We start from the raw sequence: 21,301 nt of genomic DNA, 5'->3' as shown, positions 1-21,301 counted from the left end.
ATTAAAGTTCAGCTTTTAATGCTTCATTCAACTTAGGGACTACCTCAAATGCATCTCCAACAATTCCATAATCAGCTGCCTTAAAGAAAGGAGCCTCTGGATCTTTATTAATCACAACAATGCATTTTGAAGAGTTTACCCCTGCAAGATGCTGAATAGCACCTGAAATTCCTATTGCGATATATAAACTTGGAGCAACTTTTACCCCTGTTTGTCCTACGTGTTCGTGATGAGGTCTCCAACCAATGTCAGATACAGGCTTGGAACAGCCAGTAGCAGCACCTAAGGTTTTTGCCAAATCCTCAATCATTCCCCAATTCTCAGGACCTTTCAATCCTCGACCTCCTGATACTACGATATCTGCTTCCGGAAGTAATACTTCTCCAGTAGCACGTTCAGTTGCTGTAATTTTGGATGCAAAATCAGAATCTGCCAGAGATACCTCAAAAGATTCAACTGCAGCATCACTTCCATCAGCTTTAAGGTCTACAGCATTTTTCTTGATCGCAAGAATTTTATTTTCAGTTGTAACCTCGGTCTCTGCAAAGGCTTTTCCTGTGAAAATACTTCGCTTCACTTTGTATCCAGCACTTGTATCTGGCAACTCAACCACATTAGATACCAAGGCTGCATTGATTTTGATCGCCAATCTTGCAGCTACTGCATCACCTAAAGAGGATTTTGCCAATACCACTGTCTTTGCTCCTACTTTTTCAAAGGCTTGAGCAACTGCACTTGCATGAGCTTGAATTACTCCAGCAGTAAGTCTATCATCAGAAGCATGCAAAACTTTTGACGCACCCGCTTTTCCAACAGCTGCTAATTCGTCTTGACCAATTGTACCAAGTGCAAGTGCTACAACATCTCCTTCTCCTGTCTTCGCAGAAAGTGCATTAGCGAAAGAAACAGCTTCTAAGCTGGTCTTTTTTACTTTTCCTTCTGCGTGCTCTATATATACTAAAATTGACATAAATATCTGAATTTAAAATAGTTAAATAATTTGAATTAAAGAACCTTAGCTTCGTTTTTTAGCAACTTCACCAATTCTTCCACATGGTCCTTATCAACTAATTTTACAGCTCCTTTTGCAGGAGGAAGTTGGTACTGAGTAGCTACCGCCTGTGTTTCATCAGTCACCGGATTAACCACATTCAAAGGTTTGGTTCTAGCAGACATAATTCCACGCATGTTAGGAATCTTCCATTCTGCAATTGGCTCTTGGCAACCAGCAATCAAAGGAAGGCTTGCTTCTAACATCTCTTTTCCACCTTCAATTTCTCTTGCCATTTTCACAGTGGTTCCTTCAACATCCAATTTCATAACAGGAGAAAAGGAAGGCATTCCCAAAAGCTCACCAACCATACCGTGAACCATACCACCATTGAAATCAATGGATTCTCGTCCCATTAAAATCAAATCATAGCCACCTTCTTTAGCATAGTGTGCAATTTGCTTAGCTACAAAAAATGAATCTTTCGGTTCTGAATTAACCCGAATCGCTTCATCAGCACCAATAGCCAAAGCTTTCCGCAAAGTTGGATCACTTTCAGCTAGACCTACGTTCAAAACCGTCAGTTTTCCACCTGTTTGATCCCGTAACTCCACAGCCCGAGCTAATGCATAGTCATCGTATGGACCGATTATAAACTGAACTCCTGTAGAATCAAACTTCGTGTTATTATCAGTAAATTGAATCTTAGAAGTCGTATCAGGAACGTGGGTGATACAAACAAGAATATTCATTGGTTTAGGATTAGATTATTTTAGATTTATTTCGCGTGAAATTAATAGTAAGACCTTAATTAAAAAAACAATTCATGAGCAATTTGGACCGCTTAAAGCTTTTAGAACAATTTGCTGCCGATGAGCCAAAAGACCCTTTTAATTGGTACGCTCTGGCTCTTGAAACTCAGGAAAGTCAACCTCAAAAAGCCCTCGAATATTTCCAAAAACTTCTAGCTGAATTTCCCGAATATTTACCGACCTACTACCCTGCTGCTCATTTTTTAGCAGCCTTAGATAAATTAGAGGAAGCTAAAAAGGCCTTTGAAAAAGGCATTAGCTTGGCAAAAGATCAATCTGAACTTAAAACACTTCGAGAACTCCAAAACGCTTTCCAAAACTTTCTATTTGAAAATGATTTAGATTTCTAAATCATGCATTAATGCAACGAATTCAATTTTAGAAAGTTAGGTATTTTTTCTAGGAATAGACCTTATTGTCAAGGCACCAAAATGATTTTCCCCATTTGGTTACCTGCTTTCATACGGTCAAGGGCCCGCTCTGCTTCCTCAAATCGAAAAACCTGATCAACAACCGGATGAATTTTCTTTTCATTCACAAAATCAAGCATAGCCTGAAAATCCTCGTCAGACCCCATTGTGGTACCCATAATTTTTAACTGATTCCAAAAAATCCTACGAGCCTCCAACTTACCTGGGTTACCCATAGTGGCACCATATATGACTATTCTTCCCCCAGGTCGGCTTACTTTTATAAGATCATTCAACCCATCACCTGCTGCTCCATCAATGATTAAATCAAATCCACCACAAACCGATAAAGCCTCTTCTATCCAATTTCTTTCTTTATAATTAAATCCCGCTTTTGCGCCTAATTCTATAGCCTTCATAATTTTTTGCTCACTGCTACTGCTCACATAAACTTCCGCACCATATTGAATAGCAAATTGAGCTGCGAATTGAGCCACACCTCCTCCAAAACCTGTGATAAGAACCTTATCCGATTTTTGAACATTCCCCTGATAAACCAAAGCACGAAATGCAGTCAAGCCGGCTAAGGGTAAAGCGGCCGCTTCTTCCCAATTGAGATTCTTTGGTTTTGGATGAATTCTATCTGATGAAACAAGGATGGAATCCGCCAATGTACCATGAGTTGGCATTCCAATAATTTGAAATTCCTTGGATTGGGCTTTTTGATCATTTCCCCAAAAAAGAGCCGGATTGATAATTACCTCATCACCAACTTTCCATTGAGTTACCTCACTTCCAAGCTCAGAAATCACTCCTGCCCCATCCGATCCAAGAATTATTCCATCTGAAATATTAGGATAAAGCCCTTGTCGGCACCATTCATCCCGGTGATTTAAAGCGGCAGCTTTGATGCTTACCCGTACTTGATTGGGTTGAATTGGACTTTCTTCTACCTCTCTAAATTCAATTTTAGAGGGAAGGCTTCGATCTAATACAATTCCTTTCATGATTAGAATGGTGGCTTTTCTCCCGGCGTACCTAAAAAGTCTTCATGATCATCATTCGCCTTACTTGTAAACTTCACAGTATTTGATTGATCAAAACTTGATGCTCCAGAAGATTGAGATGTAAACTTATTTCCATAGAGTGGCTCCACTGCCTGATTCGGTGGGAAATTCCCGAAAGTATCCAAATCAGTAAACTTGGTGTATTTACCAATAAATCGAAGTTTAACGGTATCCAATGAACCATTTCTATGCTTCGCAATGATTACCTCACCTACACCTTGTGTACTTGCATCATTTTCATCGTGCAGAATTCCATAATATTCTGGGCGATACAAGAACATTACCATGTCAGCATCCTGTTCGATGGCTCCAGATTCCCGAAGGTCAGAAAGTTGAGGGCGCTTATCACCTCCCCGGGTTTCTACCGCACGGGATAACTGAGAAAGTGCAATAACCGGAATTTCCAGTTCTTTGGCGATTTTCTTCAAAGCACGGGAGATGCTGGCGATTTCCTGTTCACGGTTTCCTCCGCCACCACCTTTACTATCTCCAGACATCAACTGCAGATAATCGATTACAATCATCTGAATGTCATGCTGGGCTTTCAGTTTTCTAGCTTTAGCTCTGAGCTCCAAGATCGAAAGAGCAGGAGTATCATCTACAAACAATGGTGCTTTGGAAAGTTTGGCTGTCTTATGAACCAACTGTGCCCATTCATGCTCCTGAAGACTTCCTTTTTTAATTTTTTCGGAATCCAGTTCCGCTTCAGAGGAAATTAATCGGTTGACTAACTGAACGGAAGACATTTCCAGGGAAAATATCGCTACAGGACGACTATGATCAACTGCAGCATTTCGAAGTACGGAAAGCACAAATGCCGTCTTACCCATCGCAGGTCGTGCCGCAATAATTACCAAATCAGACTTTTGCCAACCCGAAGTAACTCGATCTAAAGCTGTAAAACCGGAAGGAACACCTGTCAAACCATCCTTTTGGTCCTTTTTGGATTCCATCTCAGCGATAGCTTCTCGCATGATGGAGCGCATGTCTGAGTAATTCTTTCGAATATTCTTCTCAGAAATCTCAAAAAGAGACTGCTCCATTTCGTCCAAAAGCTCAAAAACATCCGTAGTCTCTTCGTAGGCATTTTTCTGGATGTCAGAAGAAATACGGATCAATTCCCGCTTGATGGCCTGCTCTGTGATAATTCGAGCGTGATATTCAATATTTGCAGCGGAAGATACTTTTGAAGTCAGTTCGGTGATGTAAAAAGCACCACCAGCAACTTCCAATGTTCCGTTTTTCCGAAGTTGAGATGTGACAGTCAACAAGTCAATTGGCTGAGAATCTTGGAACAAATCCAAGATGGCTTGAAAAATTACTTGATGAGCATCCTTATAAAAGCTTTCAACTTTAAGGATATCAATCACTTGAGTCAAAGCATCTTTTTCAAGCATCAAGGCACCTAAAACGGCCTCTTCTAACTCAACTGCTTGTGGGGGTATTTTCCCTAAGGTATTTGGATTCTCGTGTATTGGCTTTTTACGGCTATTTCTTTGGTTGGCGGGTCTTTCACTCATAGGAACAAATGTACCTTCTTTCGTCTAGTAGTTTTAAACAAGTTATCCCAAACTTGTCCACAAAAATTAGGCCTGTGATAGTTTTGGAGACTTATAATAAACCCCATTTCTATATCCCCTAAACATGCTGCAAAGCATTGCCCAGGTAAAATGCCAAAGCATTTCGGAAAGGGGAATATTGGCAATTCTATAACCTAGAATAGGTTTTTCCAACATTCCGTATTGATCCCAGAAATGCGGGAAAAGAAGATTGAAATTGATATAGTAAATCAAAAAGGAAATTGCCAAGGTAGCAAAGGCAGACTTAATGGATATGTGAATCAAATCCGGGCGTTGAAACCAAATATAAACGGATAAGAAAAAGAAAGTCAAAAACGTAACATATCCGGAGTGAATGCTCAGCAATACACTAAAGACAGTGAGGCTCGTACAACCGATTAAAAACAGAAAAAAGAAATCTCTGTTTTTAGCGGGTGTTTGTTTATCATAGTCTATCTCCAATTTGGTAAATGCTGAATGTATATAGCCTCCTACCCCGAACAACGCAAAGCCTATGATGTAATCCTCAATTCCAGCTACAGCTTCTCCAAACAAGGTAGGCGGCCTCCAATAATCTCTAAAATACCAAACTTCGGCAATCACCCCCATGATTCCACCCACAGCGCCAACTTTGACCATTCCTCTTTTCCAAGGGCTTTTCCAATAAACTATGCCCCATGCCACCATATAAAGCAAGGAAAGCATCAAATAGGCATATCGGTCTTCCATAAATAAAGGGCTTTTAAAAACGTTGAAAATAATCCTTATGCAGTTACCATAAGCTTTGGCAAAGATTTAATTTTATGTCGAAAACTAAAACACCCTTTATGAAAAGCTTCCACTTTATTGCGATCGGTGGTGCTATCATGCACAATTTGGCGCTGGCACTTGTCAAAAAAGGCTATCGGGTTACAGGTTCGGATGATGAAATCTATGAACCATCACGAAGCAGACTGGAAAAAGCAGGAATACTTCCTGAAAAATATGGATGGTTTCCTGAAAAAATCCATTCTGGCTTGGACGGAATCATTTTAGGGATGCATGCTCGGATTGATAATCCCGAACTCCAAAAAGCCAAAGAACTCGGTATTCCGATTTATTCTTTCCCAGAGTTCATTTACAATCAAAGCAAAGACAAAAAGCGGGTAGTGATCGCAGGTTCGCATGGGAAAACCTCTATCACTTCCATGATTTTACATGTACTCAAGGATCAAAGAATTGACTTTGATTACCTCGTGGGTGCTCAAATTGAGGGTTTTGATTTAATGGTGGGGCTTTCCGATGCACCGATCATTGTCATTGAGGGAGATGAATATCTCACCTCACCGTTGGATAGAAGACCAAAGTTTATTCATTACCATCACGACATTGCGTTGGTTTCTGGCATCGCTTGGGATCATTTCAATGTGTTTCCTGATTTTGAAGTCTACAAAAGCCTCTTCAAAGATCTAATGGAAATGACTCCTGCTAATGGTTCCCTCATTTATTGTGAAGAAGATGCCTTAGTCAAAGAAATCGCAGAAAAAGTATCAATTTCCGGGAAGAAAATTCCCTATCATAAATTACCAGCAAGGATCGCTAATGGGCAAACTTTCCTAGAAACAGAGAAAGGCGAAATTCCCATACAACTATTTGGGGATCACAATCTTCAGAACTTAAGCGGAGCTTTAAAAGTTTGTGTTCAGCTAGGTTTGACCGAGATTCAATTCTATCAATCAATTCAGTCTTTCAAAGGAGCAGCCAAACGTTTAGAAAAGTTGGCCTCAAAAAATGATGGGGATCTTTACCGTGATTTTGCCCATGCTCCTTCTAAATTACAAGCTACGACAGAGGCTGTTAAAAAACAGTTTCCAGAAAGAAAATTGATCGCAGTGCAAGAATTACACACCTATTCTTCGCTGAATAAAGATTTTCTGCCTAATTATGCAAATACCATGAATGCTGCCGATGAGGCCATTATTTACATGAACCCTCATGCTGCGGCATTGAAAAAATTGGAATTGATGGACGAAGAAACTCTCAGAAAGGGGTTTAATCGATCAGATTTAAAGCTGTTTACAGACAGTAAAAAGCTACATCAATATTTAATGGAAAAAGATTATTCAAATTGCAACCTCCTGTTGATGAGTTCTGGAAACTATGACAACATGGATCTCCAAACCATTCAGGAAAAATTCAAATAAAATGACCTTAGAGCTAAAAAACCCAATTGTATTTTTTGACCTAGAAGCTACCGGAACGAACATCGGAACAGATCGAATTGTCGAAATTTCCCTAGTAAAACTTTTCCCAGATGGATCACGGAAAGTTTACACGCAAATGGTCCATCCCACCATTCCAATCCCTCTGGAATCTTCGCTTATCCATGGAATTTATGATAAGGATGTGAAGGATAAGCCCTATTTCAAAGACATCGCCAAGGATGTTCACCAATTCATTGGGAGCTCTGATTTGGCTGGATTCAATGTCCTGAAATACGACATTCCCCTACTCGTCGAGGAATTTCTTCGAAGCGGGATTGACTTTGATTTAGATAAGCGAAATCTCTTGGACGCACAGAAGATTTTTCATTTGATGGAAAAGAGAAATCTCTCTGCCGCTTATAAATTTTACTGCGGCAAAAAATTAGAAAATGCCCATAGCGCAGAAGCAGATACTTTAGCCACAGTGGAAGTTTTTGAGGCGCAGGTCAAGCGCTATCAAGGAGAAGAAGTAGAAGACCTTCAAGGTAATAAACTGGGGATTTTTGAAAATGACATGAAAAAGCTCCATGATCTGGTAAATGAGAAAATGGTGGATTTAGCAGGCCGATTTGTCTTCAATTCTGCAGGAATCGAAGTTTTCAATTTTGGAAAGCATAAAGGAAAAACCATCGAACAGGTATTGAAGGAAGAGCCCGGATACTATGATTGGATGATGCGGGGAGACTTTCCTTTGGACACCAAGCGAAAGCTTACCCAAATCAAGCTTCGAGGGTTCGCCAACAGATAAAATTTAAATTAGAAGAATAAAAAAACCGAATCATTGACCTGATTCGGTTTTAGTTTTTTAATTATTCCCTGTTTGACTTGCCTGATAATACTCCATCGCTTTAGGCATATTTTCATTCAGGCGTTCAATTCGTCTGTCAGGTCCCGGGTGAGTAGAAAGAAATTCAGGTGGAGCTTCTCCGCCTCCTTGTGACATACGCTCCCAAAACTCTGGCGCAACTCGCGGGTCATAGCCCGCCAGGGCCATAAAAATCAATCCTAATTCATCAGCTTCCAATTCATGCTGCCTTGAAAAAGCCAGCATTCCAATTTCGCTTCCTATTCCAACAGATTGATAAAAAATTTGCTGTGTAAGTGTAGGATTTTGACCAATAGCAGTAGAAATCACTGACATACCAAATTGTTGTACCAAAGCCTTTGACATACGCTCTCTAGAATGCGATGCTACAGCGTGTGCAACTTCATGCCCCATTACCACAGCAATTCCATTCTCATCTTGGCAAATTGGCATGATACCGGTGTAAAAGGCAACTTTACCACCAGGCATACACCAAGCATTTACCTGATCTGATTCGATCAGGTTAAACTCCCAATCAAAACTCTCAACTAAATCCGAGTATCCAGATTCAATGAGATAAGCTTCCACAGCTTGAGAAATTCGCTTTCCAACTTGAACAACTTTTTGCCCATCTGTAGTATTGGTCAATAGCTTGGATTCCTTCTTTACCTTTTCATATTGCTCGTTAACCAAAGGCTGAATCTCTTCGCTAGAAACCATTGCCAATTGTTTCCTTCCCGTCAAGGGAACAGTAGCACAGGCATAGCATAGTAAACCGATCAGTAATAGTGAAAAAACCTTTTTCATTACTCTTTTAAATTTTGAAAACTGGAATTCAAGAAAGGTACCAAGATTCATCTTGGCTTTCAAATTTTATTAAATTCAGAAAAATTTTAGCATATGAATATCACCAAGAATGAAATTCAACTTAATGCACAAGCATTGGATTATCAGCGAAAAATGTCCAATCCATTTATTTTTTGGTTTGCGATGCTGGCAAAACTCCCTTCTGCTGTTTTTTGGAGATTAAGAGTCAAGCAATTGAATGCCGAAAAATGCCAAGTGACGATTCCTTATTTCTGGAGATCCCAAAATCCTTTTCGGTCAATCTATTTTGCAGCCTTAGCAGGAGCAGCTGAGTTGAGCACAGGAGCTTTGTGCCAATTAGCGCTAGCAGGAAAAGGAAAATTCAGCATGCTTGTCGTGGATTTCCGAGCAGAATATCACAAAAAAGCTGACCAAAAAATCTCTTTTACTTGCGAACAGGGAAGTGAATTATTTTCTCTGATTGATTCTCTAGAAGTTAATGATACCGCTCAATTGACCATGATTTCTACGGGAATGAATCAAAATGGAGAAATGGTGGCTCGGTTCTATGTCACTTGGTCTTTCAAGCGAAAAGCCTAATTCAAAAACTGCGTTTCAATTTCAATGAACTCTTCCAAACTTTTTTGAACCTTGGCTTCAGGCCAATCTAGAAATTCATGTGCAAGATGAAATTGATTAAATCGAATGACTAATTCATCCCATTGCTGCAAAGACAACGCATGCTTTTGCATCAGTTCGGCTCGAATTGAATCAGATTCAATAACTTGATAATATCCAGCTCTGCGTGCATGCCATTCCTTCTTCTTTTCATATTCCCTAGCTAATCTGGCTTTTTTTGTGAAGTAAGAAATCACTCCACTTACCGCAACACCTCCCGTACCATCATCATTTGAAAGCGTACCTGCTATCACTTCTCCTTTCCTAGATGGGGGAATAAGTTCATTTTCATCTTTAAGCACTAACCTCCCATCTTTTAATCGGTAGGAATAAGCATTTCCTTGAACCTCGAACTCTGGTAGAAATCTTGCCTCATCCTGAAGTTCAATCATCAAAAACCGATCAGCACCCAAAACAACTTTCTGACTGATAAAACCAGGAAAGGAAATCAATAAAGTATCTCCCGGAAATGACTGAATAGAAAAATAGCCACGGATATTCGTTTCAACCTGAGTTTGATTTTGGATTGATGAAACAATCACCCCTTCCAAAAAGCCTTTATCCTGACTATCCAGGACATTTCCTGAATAAATCGCCTGTCCAAAGGAAGGAATTGTAAGGATGACAAAAATGAATATGAAAAGGCACTTACTCACATTCAAAAGTACCTTTCACAAACTCATACAAGAAATATTTGCAGTTAAAAGAACTTAATCATTGGGATAAGCATCAACCAAACGATCAGTCCCTAAAAACTCATCCACTTCTGTTCTATACCAACTTCGATTTTGAGGAATTTTCATACCTGATACTTCCACTAAACCATCGAGATAGATTATCTCTCCTTTTTTAGCTTCTAGATCCTGATAAAACTTATAAGCCTTTAATTCATAAGTAGTTGGATCTAAATAAAAATACCAGGTATCCTTTTCATATGGAACCTCCACTACCCAATATTCGGCTCCGTTTAAAAATCCCTTTCTAGGTTCGGAACTAAAATCTGTTCCTTTATCAAGCAATTTCATTGGTAAACCCCACAAATAGGTATAATAATTTCTAAGCATCAATGCCCTATCCTGCTCTACCTCACCATTCAAAACAGTAACGGAATCATTCCAAACCTGAAAATGAAGATCATTTTTCAGGTATTCCATTTTTGACTGAGTATTATCAAAGCTTACCTGATAGCTCCTAGAATTCCTTCCTGGAGGCAAACTGTCATGAATTTCCAGCGTCCCCTTAAAGTTTTTCCAATTTCCTTCGGGATCATGAAAAGCAATTGAGCGCTGAATTAATTCTAAGCCAGGTCCTGAATTCTTTTCCGAAGACTGACATGCAAAAAACACAAAGAAGGAAAGGAGAAATAAATAGCGCATTTTTCCTTTCAATGTAATTAATTTCGTCTTATGAATTTCAAGTTAACTCGAATCGCCCCAACGCCTAGTGGTTTTCTTCATCTTGGAAATGCCTATTCATTCCTTTTGACGAAAACATTGGCAGAAAAATCTGGGGCAAAAATTCTACTTCGAATCGATGATTTGGATAGAGAACGATTCAGAATGGAGTATTTGATCGACATTTTCGAAACCTTGGAATTTTTAGAAATACCTTACGATATAGGACCCAAAAGTCCTGAGGATTTTTTGGTTAATTGGACACAGCTCAACCGATTGGATTTGTACAGGGAAGTATTGGATAAGCTTTGGGAAAAAAGGATGCTTTTTGCTTGTACCTGTTCTCGAAAAAAGATCACTCAAATGGATTCTTCAGGCTATTATTTAGGTCATTGTTTGGATCGAAATATTCCAAAGACCCGCAAAGAAACTGCTTGGAGAATCAATACTTTGCAAGAGGATCTAGTAAGTATTTTAGATATAGCTGGAAAGAAGACAGAGGAAGTAATTCCTCAGGATGTAGCTTTTTTTGTGGTTCGGAAAAAAGACGAAATGCCTGCCTATCAATTAACTTCTTTGGTTGATGATATGTATTTTGGAGTAGATCTGATTGTGAGAGGCAAGGATTTATATAGTTCAAGTATAGCTCAAGATTTTTTATCTAATTCACTTGATTATCAAACTTTTAAAAATACATCATTTTTACATCACCCTTTACTAAAAGGTCCAAAGGGTAAAAAATTATCCAAATCTGAAGGTGCCTCTTCTATTCAATATTTGAGACAAAGTGGAAAGAATTTATCGGATATATTTCGACTTATTGGGGAATCCTTGGGAAGTCGCGAACCGATTGAAAATTTCGAGGATTTCAAAAAAATGACCCAATTATAGACTCAAGAAAAAAGCCCGAGTTAATCAACCCGGGCTTAAAATACTTTATTCATACTTGGCTGGAACACCTTCTCCAACCATGGATTTTTGAATAAACTGACGGATATCTTCATTGGCTGTTTCCAAATCCTCCGTTCTCAAATACATCATGTGACCAGATCGATAGCCTTTAAAACTCATTCGATCTGCCAATTTCCCATTGGGATCGATATGCCACATGCTATACTTCGCATTGAAGAAATCCGTTCCCCCATCGAAGTATCCTGACTGAACCATCAGATGCAAATATGGATTTTGACGCATGGCTTGACCTAAATCATATCCTGTGGTTTCATTAGAACGATCCCAAGGATGTACCGGGCCAAAAAGATTGTAGGTTAGGTCAGTTTCAAAGCCCAACACATTTTTCGCATAAAGATTAAATGCTGGGGCAAAGGCATGATTCCAACTAGTTAAGGCAGGGTCAAAATCATAGCGCTCCCCTCCTTCAGCCCGATCAAAACCTTTATATCGGCTATCCAATCGACCAACCGTCATTCCTTCATCTCTTAAGAGCTCTTTCCAGAAAAGACTGGTTCCTACCATAAGGTTATTTTGAAGGAACACTTCTTTATCCAATCCAGAGTAACGAGCCATTTTTGTTGCCATGGCATCCTTTTCAGCAGCAGAAAGACTTCCACCTTTTACCATTGCCGGCAAAGCTTCCTCCACTGCAAACTTTTCAACTTCAGGAATGATGTCATCCAAATCCTTACTTTGGAGATCAGCCGGAAGTTGGCCATGATACCAAGCTGTAGCTGCGTAATACGGGAAATAGTTTGCCATTTTTACAGGACCACCTCTGTCTATTCCCATATCTGTTGGAGAAACCAAAATCACACCGTTGAAATACATCCAATGTGAATTTTGAAGACGAGAAACCAAACCAGCTACTCGGGTAGTACCATAGCTTTCTCCTATTAGATATTTTGGAGAGGCCCACCGATTTTGACGGGTAACAAAAGTATTTACCCAATCCGCCAAATAGGCGATATCTGAATTGATACCAAAGAATTTAGAACGAGGAGTTTCCTCATTGATGATTCGAGAATAGCCTGTGTTGACAGGGTCAACATAAACGATATCAGCCACATCCAAAATAGAATGCGGGTTGCTTTTCGTACCATAAGGTTGTACAGGATAGCCTTCATCGTCAATTTTCAATAGAACTGGGCCAGTGTAAGCCAAATGCATCCAAATAGAAGCAGAACCTGGGCCACCATTAAAGGAAATAACCAAAGGTCTTTTGGATTTATCACTGATGTCAGTTCGCTCATAGTAGGTATAAAAAAGCGAAGCAATCGGGTCGCCATTTTCATCCCATACGGGCTGAGTACCAGCTACAGAACGATAAGGCACTCGCTTACCTTTGATCGTTACTTCCGCTGTTTTTTCGACTTTTGTTTCAACAGGAAGTTTTCTTGTTTCCTGAGCCCATCCTATTTGAATAAGGAATGTCAGGAAAAGAATCAGCTTAGTTTTTCTCATAGTGATTTTGATTTTTTTGGGAAAATAATCGAAGCAAAGCTCAATATCAGTTGAATTTACACCAGTGGAATTAGCGACGGGATTCACCAACCAATTTGGCAATGACAACAGCCGGATACAAGATTCCAATCGTGGATAAAAACACAGAAAGCATTTTAGATAGAATATTAATTGGGTATAAATCCCCAAAGCCAACTGTAGTCAAGGAAACCATGCTGAAATAAATATATTCGGCGAAGTCTTCATCCAATCCCACCAGTTCCCTATCGATTCCTTGAATACTGTTTCCTATGGTCAGGTGTATAATTTCAAAGACAAAAGCACCTAAAATCGCCACACTTAAATAGACATTAATTGCGCCAACAACCCGGTAAAAGTTAATTTCCCGATCCCGAAATAAGAGTCGGAAATTGAGCAAAATAAAAACCATCATATTCATGATACCCACAATCCGCTCCAAAAGGTAGAATTCGATGGGAATATCACTGAATCGTAAAATTCTTAAGCCTAGCTGCGTAAAGAATAATCCGCTTGTAATGAAAACAAATACTTGATTTTTAGATGACCAAATCCCAGTAAAAAACAGAAATAGGAAAACGGTATTGACAAAAAGCATATGGACATGCCCATATTCAATCAAAATAGGAAGTACGAAAACGGTAAAAAGTAAAATCAGAAGCAAAATACCGAAACTGGCATCTGTCAACCAATAGTTCGTGAAATGCCTAAAATACCTCGACATGGAAACCGGACGCCTTTTGACTACTTCATCGCTCATAATTCTAATTTCATTTCTGCTTGATAAACTACAATAGCTTCGCCTTGAAGGAGAACACGATCATCATGCTTTTCCAACCATAATTCACCCCCTCTTCGGCTAGCCTGAAATGCATGTAATTTCATTTTCCCCAGCTCCTGATACCAAAAATCCATCAAGGCACAATGAGCAAATCCAGTCACAGGATCCTCTGGAACTCCGACATTTGGCCCAAAAAACCTGGAAACAATATCGTATTTCTCTCCTTCCGCCGTAATTATAAAACCTTCTTCGCTATGCTTGGCAATTTCCATAAAATCAGGAACAAGGCTTCGGACAGCATCTTCATTTTCTAATTGAAAAATCCAGTTTTTATTCAACCTGGCGGCCTTTACAATCTTTTTACCAAATAGCGAATTGGGATAGAAAGGATGCTGATCCTCATAAGTTGGAATAAGCGGGAAATTCATTTCAAGCTTTGAATCAGTTGATCGAACAATCAACTCTCCGCTTCTAGTATGAAAATGAATGGAATCTGATTCAGTAGCCCAACCTTTGTATAACATCCAGCGACTGGAAGCCAAAGTTGCATGGCCACAAAGGTCGATTTCCAAGGTTGGAGTAAACCATCTTAAGTTATAATGTCCTACTTGATTTGTTTTCTGAACAAATGCCGTTTCGCTCAGGTTCATCTCCATCGCAATTTGCTGCATTAATTCAGGAGAGATTTCTTTTTCCAAAAGACAAACAGCCGCCGGATTCCCTGAAAAAGGCTTAGAAGTAAAAGCATCTACAACTCCAAGTGTCAATTTCATGTCAATATCGATTTTTAAGAATATTCAGATGGTGAATAAAATGACCGGGTATTATCCAAAACAATGCTCTGGGTGTTATAGGACTTCCATTAGCTTCACCTACAAAATCCAACATGTCTTCAGAAAGCGTGTGTATCAAGGTGACTAAAGCTTTTCGCTGCGCAACAAAATCCTCAAAGAGCAATTTTTCAGGAACTTGTCCAAAACGAGCATGAAGCACATATGGGTCTTGGTCAAATCCCGGTAAAGAAGATCGTTCCCCTCTTGCAAAACAAAGACCTCTGAAAGTCATAATCCGCTCAGTATCGATCACATGTCCCAGAACCTCCTTTGGGGTCCACTTCCCTACTTCGTAAGGAGTATTAAACCATTGATCCGGTTTTGAAGAAAACAATTTTTCCAAATCAGCAATTTGATTCTGAATCAGCTGACAATAATCTGACTCATCCAATAGGCTCAGATAATGGTCATAATAAGCAGGGTAATCGCCTTTCTTAGGCAAATTGAAGTTATCCATGTAAAAAGAGCTAAACTTTCTGTCTCAGTAGATAAATTTAGGGTTTAGTATAAAACCAACCTTACAATGAGAAAAATTTTATTCACCTTTTTTATTTTCAGTACACTTCAAGTTGGTGCCCAAACACTTGTTAACCGGGATCCATTTATTAGCGGAATGGTTCAAGAGGTATCAGCTGATTCGCTTGAAGCCTACGTTCGAAAACTCGCCTCATTCAATTCAAGACACACGCTGAATCGTGATGCAGAAAATGGGATGCTAGCAGCACAGGCATGGGTTCTAGGAAAATTTGAGTCATTCGCCACTCAATCGGGAGGTCGTATGACAGCAATCATTGATGAATTTACCATCCCAGCTGATGGAAGACGGATTCAGGAGGATTCTCCAGCTGCCAATGTCATGGCAACTTTAAAAGGAACCGATCCTAATGATGACCGGATTTTTATCGTTTCTGGTCATATGGATTCCCGAAATAAAGACGTTATGGATGCAGATAACCCAGCTCCGGGTGCCAATGACGACGGAAGTGGAACTGCCTTGGTTATTGAATTAGCCCGAGTAATGGCTTCTCGTGAATTTCCGGCAACCATCATTTTTGTAGCCTTTACAGGCGAAGAGCAAGGACTTAAAGGCGCAACTTATTTATCTGACAAAATCAAGGAAGAAGGAAAAAACCTGATTGCGGTTCTTAACAACGACATTGTAGGAAACAGCGAATCTTCAGGTACATTGATCAAGGACAATTTGAAAATGCGCATTTTCTCTGAAACCATTCCAGTAGCAGAAACCGAAAGAATGGCGGCAATCCGGAGATATAGCGGTTCGGATAATGATAGTCCTTCCAGACAATTGGCGCGATACATTAAGGAAACTGGGGAGCGATATGTTGATCAGATGGAGGTAAAATTGATTTACAGACCTGATCGGTTTTTGAGAGGTGGAGACCAAACTGCTTTCGCTAGAAATGGGTTTACCGCTGTTCGAATGTCAGAAATGAATGAAAACTTCTACTATCAGCACGAAAATGTTCGGGTAGAAGATGGAATTCAATATGGAGATCTCCCAGAATTCATGGATTTTGAATACCTGCGCAAAATCTCTGCAGTAAACCTCTCCTCTCTAGCTAATTTGGCGCTTTCTGCAGGAATACCTGAAGAAGTTCGGATCGATGTAAGAGGATTGAGCAATTTCTCAAAATTAGTTTGGCAAGCTCCAAAAACGGGAAAAGTGAAAGGCTACTATGTATTGATGCGAGAGACAAGTTCTCCAATGTGGGAAAAGAAATTTTTCACCACCGAAACAGAGATTTCTCTTCCTTACTCTAAAGACAATTACTTCTTTGCAGTACAATCCGTATCTGAATTGGGAGGAGAAAGCCTGGCTGTTTTCCCATCTCCACTAACTAGATAGACTTAATTAAATCAATTCTAAATTTAGTCGTGAAAGGAGCTCTATGAAACTTGTTTCACTAGAATTGGTTTATTTGGTGTATAAATAAGATAGTTATGAAAGAAAGAGAAATAGTCACCTTACAACGGTCATTATTGACTGATACAGAACAGTTGTTGAACAAGCAAATCGAAATGGAGGGTAAAAGCTCTGCTTATTATCTTTCCATGGCCTCATGGTGTCACAAGATGGGCTATGAGAATGCAGCAAATTACCTATACACCCATGCAGATGAAGAGCGCATGCACATGATGAAGTTGTTTCATTATGTAAATGAAGCAGGAGGACATGCGATTCAACCAGAGATCACAGGTATCCGACATAATTTCAATTCCCTTAGAGAGGTATTTGAATTGATTTTGGAGCATGAGATTCAGGTGACCAAATCCATTAATCATATTGTAGACCACGCATTTTCTGTGAAAGACTTCGCGACCTTCAGCTTTATGCAATGGTATGTTACCGAGCAGCGAGAGGAAGAGACCATGTCTCGAAGAGCGCTTGAGCTATTTGATATTATTGGTGAAGAAGGAATTGGACTTTGGACTATAGACCAAGAACTTGGCAAGCTAAATGCAGCAGCGCATGCTGACGCAGGAGGTCAAGGAGAATAAAAATCCTATCTTTAGTTAATCAAAGCGGCTTAATGCCGCTTTTTTGTTTTGTGAAAAGTGATTGAATTTGATCAAGTTTCTACCACTTTATACAAAAGCACTATTAATACAATCTGCATTTTTCTTTCAGATTCAGTACATTGCCATAAAGTCTTTTTAGAGAAAAAATGAATAAACCAAGATTACTACAATACTTAACGCCGTTATTGATTTTTACGGGATTCGCCTGTTCGGAGAAAACTCCTACTTCTGAAAAACAACCCGAGGAATTCACGATTTCGAACCAAAATAAACCCAAAGAAGAAGCTCCTAAAGACATGGTATGGATTCCCGGAGGGGAATTTATCATGGGTACTGATGAGGTAAATGCTTACGCTGCAGAAAGACCTGCTGTCAACCTTAGCGTAGATGGGTTTTGGATGGATATACATGAAGTTACTAATCGTGAATTCGCTGAGTTTGTAGAGGCAACTGGCTATGTTACCGTTGCTGAAAGAAAACCAGATTGGGAAGAATTAAAGAAGCAATTACCTCCAGGCACTCCTAAACCAGATGATTCTATCCTAGTTCCAGGATCTATGGTATTTTCACCTCCTCCGTATGCTGTACCTCTTCAGGATATTTCCCTATGGTGGAAATGGGTTGATGGTGCAAGTTGGAAACATCCAGAAGGACCGAATAGTGATTTGAAAGGAAGAGAAAATCATCCCGTTGTACATATTGCTTATGAAGATGCAGAGGCATATGCCAAATGGGCTGGAAAGCGATTGCCTACTGAAATTGAATGGGAATTTGCAGCACGTGGAGGAATGAACGGAAAAAGATTTGCCTGGGGTGATGAATTGACACCAAATGGTCAATTTTTAGCGAATACTTTCCAAGGAACCTTCCCCAATGAAAATACTGGGAAAGATGGATTTATAGGTACATCCCCAGTGAAAACCTTTGCCCCAAATAGCTTTGGGCTGTATGACATGATCGGAAATGTTTGGGAACTCACCAGCGATTGGTATGATGCCTTGAAGTTTGCAAGAATAGCAGGCCAAGCGCCGAAGTTGGATGCTGGAATGAACCCTTGCTATAATCCTGATAACCCTTATGCTATGGAGCGGGTAATTAAAGGCGGGTCCTTCTTGTGCGCAGAAAACTACTGTGTAAATTATAGACCTTCGGCAAGACAAGGTCATGCCTATGACTCAGGAACTTCTAATGTTGGATTTAGACTAGTAAAAGATTCGAAAGAACAGAATCTAAGCATGAAGTAATCTATTCTTAAATACATATTATCAGAATCTTAAGAATAAATTAATCACCATACCCTTGGAGGATGCGTTTGATATATTTACCAATAATATCAAACTCCAAATTCACCTTATCCCCTACCTGAAGCTGATGAAAATTGGTATGCTCATAGGTGTAGGGAATAATAGCCACTGAAAAACCACCCGGTCTTGAATTGAAACAAGTGAGGCTTGTTCCGTTAACCGTAATCGATCCTTTTTCAACGGTTACATTTCCCTGATCAGCATCATATTCAAAATCAAAAACCCAAGATCCATTCTGATCTGAAATAGCCTTAACAGTAGCTACTTGATCAACATGGCCTTGTACAATATGCCCATCAAATCGACCATTGGCGGGCATGCAGCGTTCTAGGTTAACTTTCTTACCCGGCACCCATGTTGATAAATTGGTCTTTTTTAAAGTCTCATCTACAGCTGTCACCTGATAGCTGTCTGCATCTGTTTTCACCACAGTGAGACAAACTCCGTCATGGGCAAGCGATTGATCAACCTTTAATTCTAGAGCTAGGTTTGACTCCAAAATAAAATGAACATTACTTCCTTCTCGAATGATTTCTGTTACAATTCCAAAACGCTCGATTATTCCTGTAAACATGGACTTTCTTATTATGAATTGAGGCTCAATTAGTAAGTGATTTTCCCAATGAAGGGTTTCCAAATAAGCAAAATAATCACTTATCTTCGGTCGAAATTAATACAAAACATGCCACTTCTAAAGCTAGAAGACACCTATTTACATAAAGGAAAGCGAAGAGCCCTTGTAGCTGAATTAAGACAAAAAGGAATCAAGGATGAAAAAGTCCTGCATGCCATCAATACTCTGCCTAGACATTTTTTCTTCGATTCAGCTTTAGTCTCCCATGCCTATGAAGATAAAGCCTTCCCTATTGGTGAAGGACAAACCATTTCACAGCCCTATACCGTCGCTTTTCAAAGCGAATTATTGGATGTAAAACCAGGGAATAAAATCCTTGAAATCGGCACAGGTTCAGGATATCAGGCGACGATTTTACACTTATTGGGTGGCGAGGTTTATACCATAGAGTACCAGCAAAAACTATTTGAAGGAACCAAAAAATTCTTGGCTAGAATGGGAATCCATGACCTTCACCTCTTTTATGGAGATGGATCCCAAGGTCTTCCTAAATATGGACCCTATGATCGGATTTTGGTTACTGCAGGTGCTCCCGTTGTTCCTGAATCTTTAATCAAACAACTTAAAACAGGCGGGATTTTAGTCATCCCAGTAGGCGATCGTACAACCCAAAAAATGCTGAAAATCACCAAAAAGGCCAATTGTTCGTATAGTACAGAAGAATTTGACAATTTTGCTTTCGTACCACTTTTAGGAAAAGAAGGTTGGAGATAGAAAAGCTTTAAATCCATAAAAGATGGTTTAGAATAAAATTCTGATTCAGTTGACAGTTTTAATCTAAATTGAAATAATATTTTTATTTTTGCGTTAAATCAGTAAAAATATGGCTAAAAAGAAATTTGCAAAAGAGTCGGCAACCACCATGACTGAAATGGTGCTACCCAATGACACCAATACCTTAAACAACCTCATGGGAGGACGATTGATGCATTGGATGGATGTCGTGGCTGCTATTGCTGCCCAAAAGCATTCCAATCGGATTGTGGTAACAGCATCTGCCGATAGTATATCTTTCAAACAGCCAATTGCTCTAGGAAATGTAGTGACTCTGGAAGCGAAAGTTACCCGAGCTTTCAACTCCTCCATGGAGGTTTTTATTGAAGTCACAGCCGAAGATATCCCCGCAAGTAAAAAAACAACTACACACCGAGCATTTTTCACTTTTGTGGCGGTAGACCAAAATGGAAAACCAATAGAGGTACCAGAAGTAGTACCCGAAACCAAAGAGGAAATCGAATTATTTGAAGGAGCTCTTAGAAGAAGACAACTTCGATTGGTTTTGGCAAAACGAATGAAGCCAGAAGAAGCAGTAGAACTCAAGTCCATTTTCAATATGGACATGCCTCAATAAATTGTTAAAGGAGACTCACAAAGTCTCCTCTTTTTTTGGCCAAAGAGCAATTTTTCGGCAATTTTCCAGTATGGAAAAAGACTCTCTTAATTCCTTAAAATTATTTCTTCATGAGGAACTTTATCTTCTAGGTGAAGAAGTTGATCTGATTTTGGAGAAGCCTAAAAGTCAGAAAATTTCAGCTGAAATCATACAGGAGAATCCAGACCAATTCGAGGATTCAAAAGATGAAATTGAAGCAGAGGAAAGCATTACACAGGAAGTCGCAGAACCTTCACCCCCCGTCATTAGAGGTGGATTTGAAAAAGGTATTCTGATTCTCCATGAAGAAGAAGTACTCAGTGATGAAATTATGGACATGCTTTCTAAGATAATCACCGCGGTAAATCAGTCCATGAATGACATAGGCTTATTGAGTAGCAAGGAAATGGAAGGAAAGACTCTAGAAGATTTTCAAGCTATCAATGCTCACAAAGTGATTAAATTTGGTAGAATCTCACACCCTATTAATGCCTTGCCTATCCATAATTACCAAATCAAAACCGAAGAAGAAACAGAATATCTTTTTGCTGATTCATTGACTCAAATCAGCATGGATAGAGCCTTGAAAAAGAAACTTTGGGAAACGCTTAAAACCCTATTTAATATTTCATAA

General features: G+C 39.5%; 24 protein-coding genes. 11 read left to right on the top strand and 13 right to left on the bottom strand.

What is annotated here, in order from left to right:
* Window position 1: 1 nt before the first annotated feature.
* Together NY014_RS03125 and NY014_RS03120 are read right to left on the bottom strand one after the other, a co-directional pair.
* Entirely contained in the window at window positions 2-970 is a 969-nt protein-coding gene (locus tag NY014_RS03125) for an electron transfer flavoprotein subunit alpha/FixB family protein (RefSeq protein WP_259413071.1), read from the bottom strand.
* 35 nt (window positions 971-1,005) lie between these two features.
* Window positions 1,006-1,743, bottom strand: a complete 738-nt coding sequence (locus NY014_RS03120; RefSeq protein WP_259413070.1) for an electron transfer flavoprotein subunit beta/FixA family protein — start codon at window positions 1,741-1,743, stop codon at window positions 1,006-1,008.
* Between the two features lie 74 nt (window positions 1,744-1,817).
* Here NY014_RS03120 and NY014_RS03115 point away from each other — a divergent pair, with 74 nt between their 5' ends.
* Window positions 1,818-2,153: a tetratricopeptide repeat protein gene (locus NY014_RS03115; RefSeq protein WP_259413069.1), complete on the top strand. Its 336-nt coding sequence runs from the start codon at window positions 1,818-1,820 to the stop codon at window positions 2,151-2,153.
* A 68-nt stretch (window positions 2,154-2,221) separates the two neighbouring features.
* Here NY014_RS03115 and NY014_RS03110 read toward each other — a convergent pair whose 3' ends face one another.
* From NY014_RS03110 to NY014_RS03100, 3 genes are all read right to left on the bottom strand, one after another.
* Window positions 2,222-3,220 (bottom strand): zinc-binding dehydrogenase, encoded by a 999-nt coding sequence (locus NY014_RS03110; RefSeq protein WP_259413068.1) that lies wholly within the window; start codon window positions 3,218-3,220, stop codon window positions 2,222-2,224.
* 2 nt (window positions 3,221-3,222) lie between these two features.
* Entirely contained in the window at window positions 3,223-4,800 is a 1,578-nt protein-coding gene (gene dnaB, locus NY014_RS03105; protein WP_259413067.1) for a replicative DNA helicase, read from the bottom strand.
* Between the two features lie 66 nt (window positions 4,801-4,866).
* Entirely contained in the window at window positions 4,867-5,568 is a 702-nt protein-coding gene (locus NY014_RS03100) for a lycopene cyclase domain-containing protein (RefSeq protein ID WP_259413066.1), read from the bottom strand.
* A 98-nt stretch (window positions 5,569-5,666) separates the two neighbouring features.
* Here NY014_RS03100 and NY014_RS03095 point away from each other — a divergent pair, with 98 nt between their 5' ends.
* Together NY014_RS03095 and NY014_RS03090 are read left to right on the top strand one after the other, a co-directional pair.
* A complete protein-coding gene (locus tag NY014_RS03095) occupies window positions 5,667-7,022 on the top strand; it encodes a UDP-N-acetylmuramate--L-alanine ligase (RefSeq protein WP_259413065.1) in 1,356 nt (451 codons plus the stop codon).
* Between the two features lies 1 nt (window position 7,023).
* A complete protein-coding gene (locus NY014_RS03090; protein ID WP_259413064.1) occupies window positions 7,024-7,830 on the top strand; it encodes a 3'-5' exonuclease in 807 nt (268 codons plus the stop codon).
* Window positions 7,831-7,887: 57 nt separating this feature from the next.
* On the opposite strand, the gene NY014_RS03085 is transcribed toward NY014_RS03090, so the two are convergent.
* Complete coding sequence (locus NY014_RS03085) at window positions 7,888-8,694, bottom strand: M48 family metallopeptidase (protein WP_259413063.1); 807 nt, start codon at window positions 8,692-8,694, stop codon at window positions 7,888-7,890.
* A 93-nt stretch (window positions 8,695-8,787) separates the two neighbouring features.
* Here NY014_RS03085 and NY014_RS03080 point away from each other — a divergent pair, with 93 nt between their 5' ends.
* Window positions 8,788-9,294, top strand: a complete 507-nt coding sequence (locus NY014_RS03080) for a DUF4442 domain-containing protein (protein ID WP_259413062.1) — start codon at window positions 8,788-8,790, stop codon at window positions 9,292-9,294.
* On the opposite strand, the gene NY014_RS03075 is transcribed toward NY014_RS03080, so the two are convergent.
* Together NY014_RS03075 and NY014_RS03070 are read right to left on the bottom strand one after the other, a co-directional pair.
* A complete protein-coding gene (locus NY014_RS03075; RefSeq protein WP_259413061.1) occupies window positions 9,291-10,028 on the bottom strand; it encodes a carboxypeptidase-like regulatory domain-containing protein in 738 nt (245 codons plus the stop codon). The genes NY014_RS03080 and NY014_RS03075 overlap by 4 nt on opposite strands.
* Window positions 10,029-10,082: 54 nt before the next feature.
* Entirely contained in the window at window positions 10,083-10,748 is a 666-nt protein-coding gene (locus NY014_RS03070; RefSeq protein ID WP_259413060.1) for a DUF6503 family protein, read from the bottom strand.
* A gap of 30 nt (window positions 10,749-10,778) precedes the next feature.
* Here NY014_RS03070 and NY014_RS03065 point away from each other — a divergent pair, with 30 nt between their 5' ends.
* The gene (locus tag NY014_RS03065; protein ID WP_259413059.1) at window positions 10,779-11,657 is read left to right on the top strand and encodes a glutamate--tRNA ligase family protein; all 879 of its coding nucleotides are present in this window, start codon (window positions 10,779-10,781) and stop codon (window positions 11,655-11,657) included.
* Window positions 11,658-11,702: 45 nt separating this feature from the next.
* On the opposite strand, the gene NY014_RS03060 is transcribed toward NY014_RS03065, so the two are convergent.
* From NY014_RS03060 to NY014_RS03045, 4 genes are all read right to left on the bottom strand, one after another.
* Entirely contained in the window at window positions 11,703-13,184 is a 1,482-nt protein-coding gene (locus tag NY014_RS03060) for a S10 family peptidase (RefSeq protein WP_259413058.1), read from the bottom strand.
* 70 nt (window positions 13,185-13,254) lie between these two features.
* Window positions 13,255-13,962, bottom strand: coding sequence for a potassium channel family protein (locus NY014_RS03055; protein ID WP_259413057.1), 708 nt, complete (start codon window positions 13,960-13,962; stop codon window positions 13,255-13,257).
* Window positions 13,959-14,756 (bottom strand): PhzF family phenazine biosynthesis protein, encoded by a 798-nt coding sequence (locus NY014_RS03050; protein WP_259413056.1) that lies wholly within the window; start codon window positions 14,754-14,756, stop codon window positions 13,959-13,961. The genes NY014_RS03055 and NY014_RS03050 overlap by 4 nt, the downstream gene beginning before the upstream one ends.
* A 1-nt stretch (window position 14,757) precedes the next feature.
* Window positions 14,758-15,273, bottom strand: coding sequence for a DinB family protein (locus tag NY014_RS03045; RefSeq protein WP_259413055.1), 516 nt, complete (start codon window positions 15,271-15,273; stop codon window positions 14,758-14,760).
* Window positions 15,274-15,339: 66 nt separating this feature from the next.
* Here NY014_RS03045 and NY014_RS03040 point away from each other — a divergent pair, with 66 nt between their 5' ends.
* The 3 genes from NY014_RS03040 to NY014_RS03030 all read left to right on the top strand — a co-directional run bounded on the left by NY014_RS03040 (window position 15,340) and on the right by NY014_RS03030 (window position 18,601).
* On the top strand, window positions 15,340-16,683 hold the full coding sequence (locus tag NY014_RS03040) for a M28 family peptidase (RefSeq protein WP_259413054.1): 1,344 nt from the start codon (window positions 15,340-15,342) through the stop codon (window positions 16,681-16,683).
* A gap of 95 nt (window positions 16,684-16,778) precedes the next feature.
* Window positions 16,779-17,336 carry a ferritin gene (locus NY014_RS03035; RefSeq protein WP_259413053.1) on the top strand — a complete coding sequence of 186 codons (558 nt, stop codon included), beginning with the start codon at window positions 16,779-16,781 and terminating at the stop codon, window positions 17,334-17,336.
* A gap of 167 nt (window positions 17,337-17,503) precedes the next feature.
* A complete protein-coding gene (locus tag NY014_RS03030; protein ID WP_259413052.1) occupies window positions 17,504-18,601 on the top strand; it encodes a formylglycine-generating enzyme family protein in 1,098 nt (365 codons plus the stop codon).
* Between the two features lie 40 nt (window positions 18,602-18,641).
* Here NY014_RS03030 and NY014_RS03025 read toward each other — a convergent pair whose 3' ends face one another.
* On the bottom strand, window positions 18,642-19,235 hold the full coding sequence (locus NY014_RS03025; RefSeq protein ID WP_259413051.1) for a riboflavin synthase: 594 nt from the start codon (window positions 19,233-19,235) through the stop codon (window positions 18,642-18,644).
* Window positions 19,236-19,343: 108 nt separating this feature from the next.
* Between NY014_RS03025 and NY014_RS03020 the strand changes: the two genes are divergently transcribed.
* The 3 genes from NY014_RS03020 (at window position 19,344) to NY014_RS03010 (ending at window position 21,301) form a co-directional block, all read left to right on the top strand.
* Window positions 19,344-20,009 (top strand): protein-L-isoaspartate(D-aspartate) O-methyltransferase, encoded by a 666-nt coding sequence (locus tag NY014_RS03020; RefSeq protein ID WP_259413050.1) that lies wholly within the window; start codon window positions 19,344-19,346, stop codon window positions 20,007-20,009.
* Window positions 20,010-20,118: 109 nt separating this feature from the next.
* Window positions 20,119-20,646 carry an acyl-CoA thioesterase gene (locus NY014_RS03015; RefSeq protein ID WP_259413049.1) on the top strand — a complete coding sequence of 176 codons (528 nt, stop codon included), beginning with the start codon at window positions 20,119-20,121 and terminating at the stop codon, window positions 20,644-20,646.
* Between the two features lie 70 nt (window positions 20,647-20,716).
* A complete protein-coding gene (locus NY014_RS03010) occupies window positions 20,717-21,301 on the top strand; it encodes a hypothetical protein (RefSeq protein WP_259413048.1) in 585 nt (194 codons plus the stop codon).

Source organism: Algoriphagus limi (genome assembly GCF_024919275.1).
Taxonomy (GTDB): Bacteria; Bacteroidota; Bacteroidia; order Cytophagales; family Cyclobacteriaceae; genus Algoriphagus; species Algoriphagus limi.
Note: the sequence above shows the minus strand (reverse complement) of the source record. Positions and strands in the feature narration are given on the sequence as shown.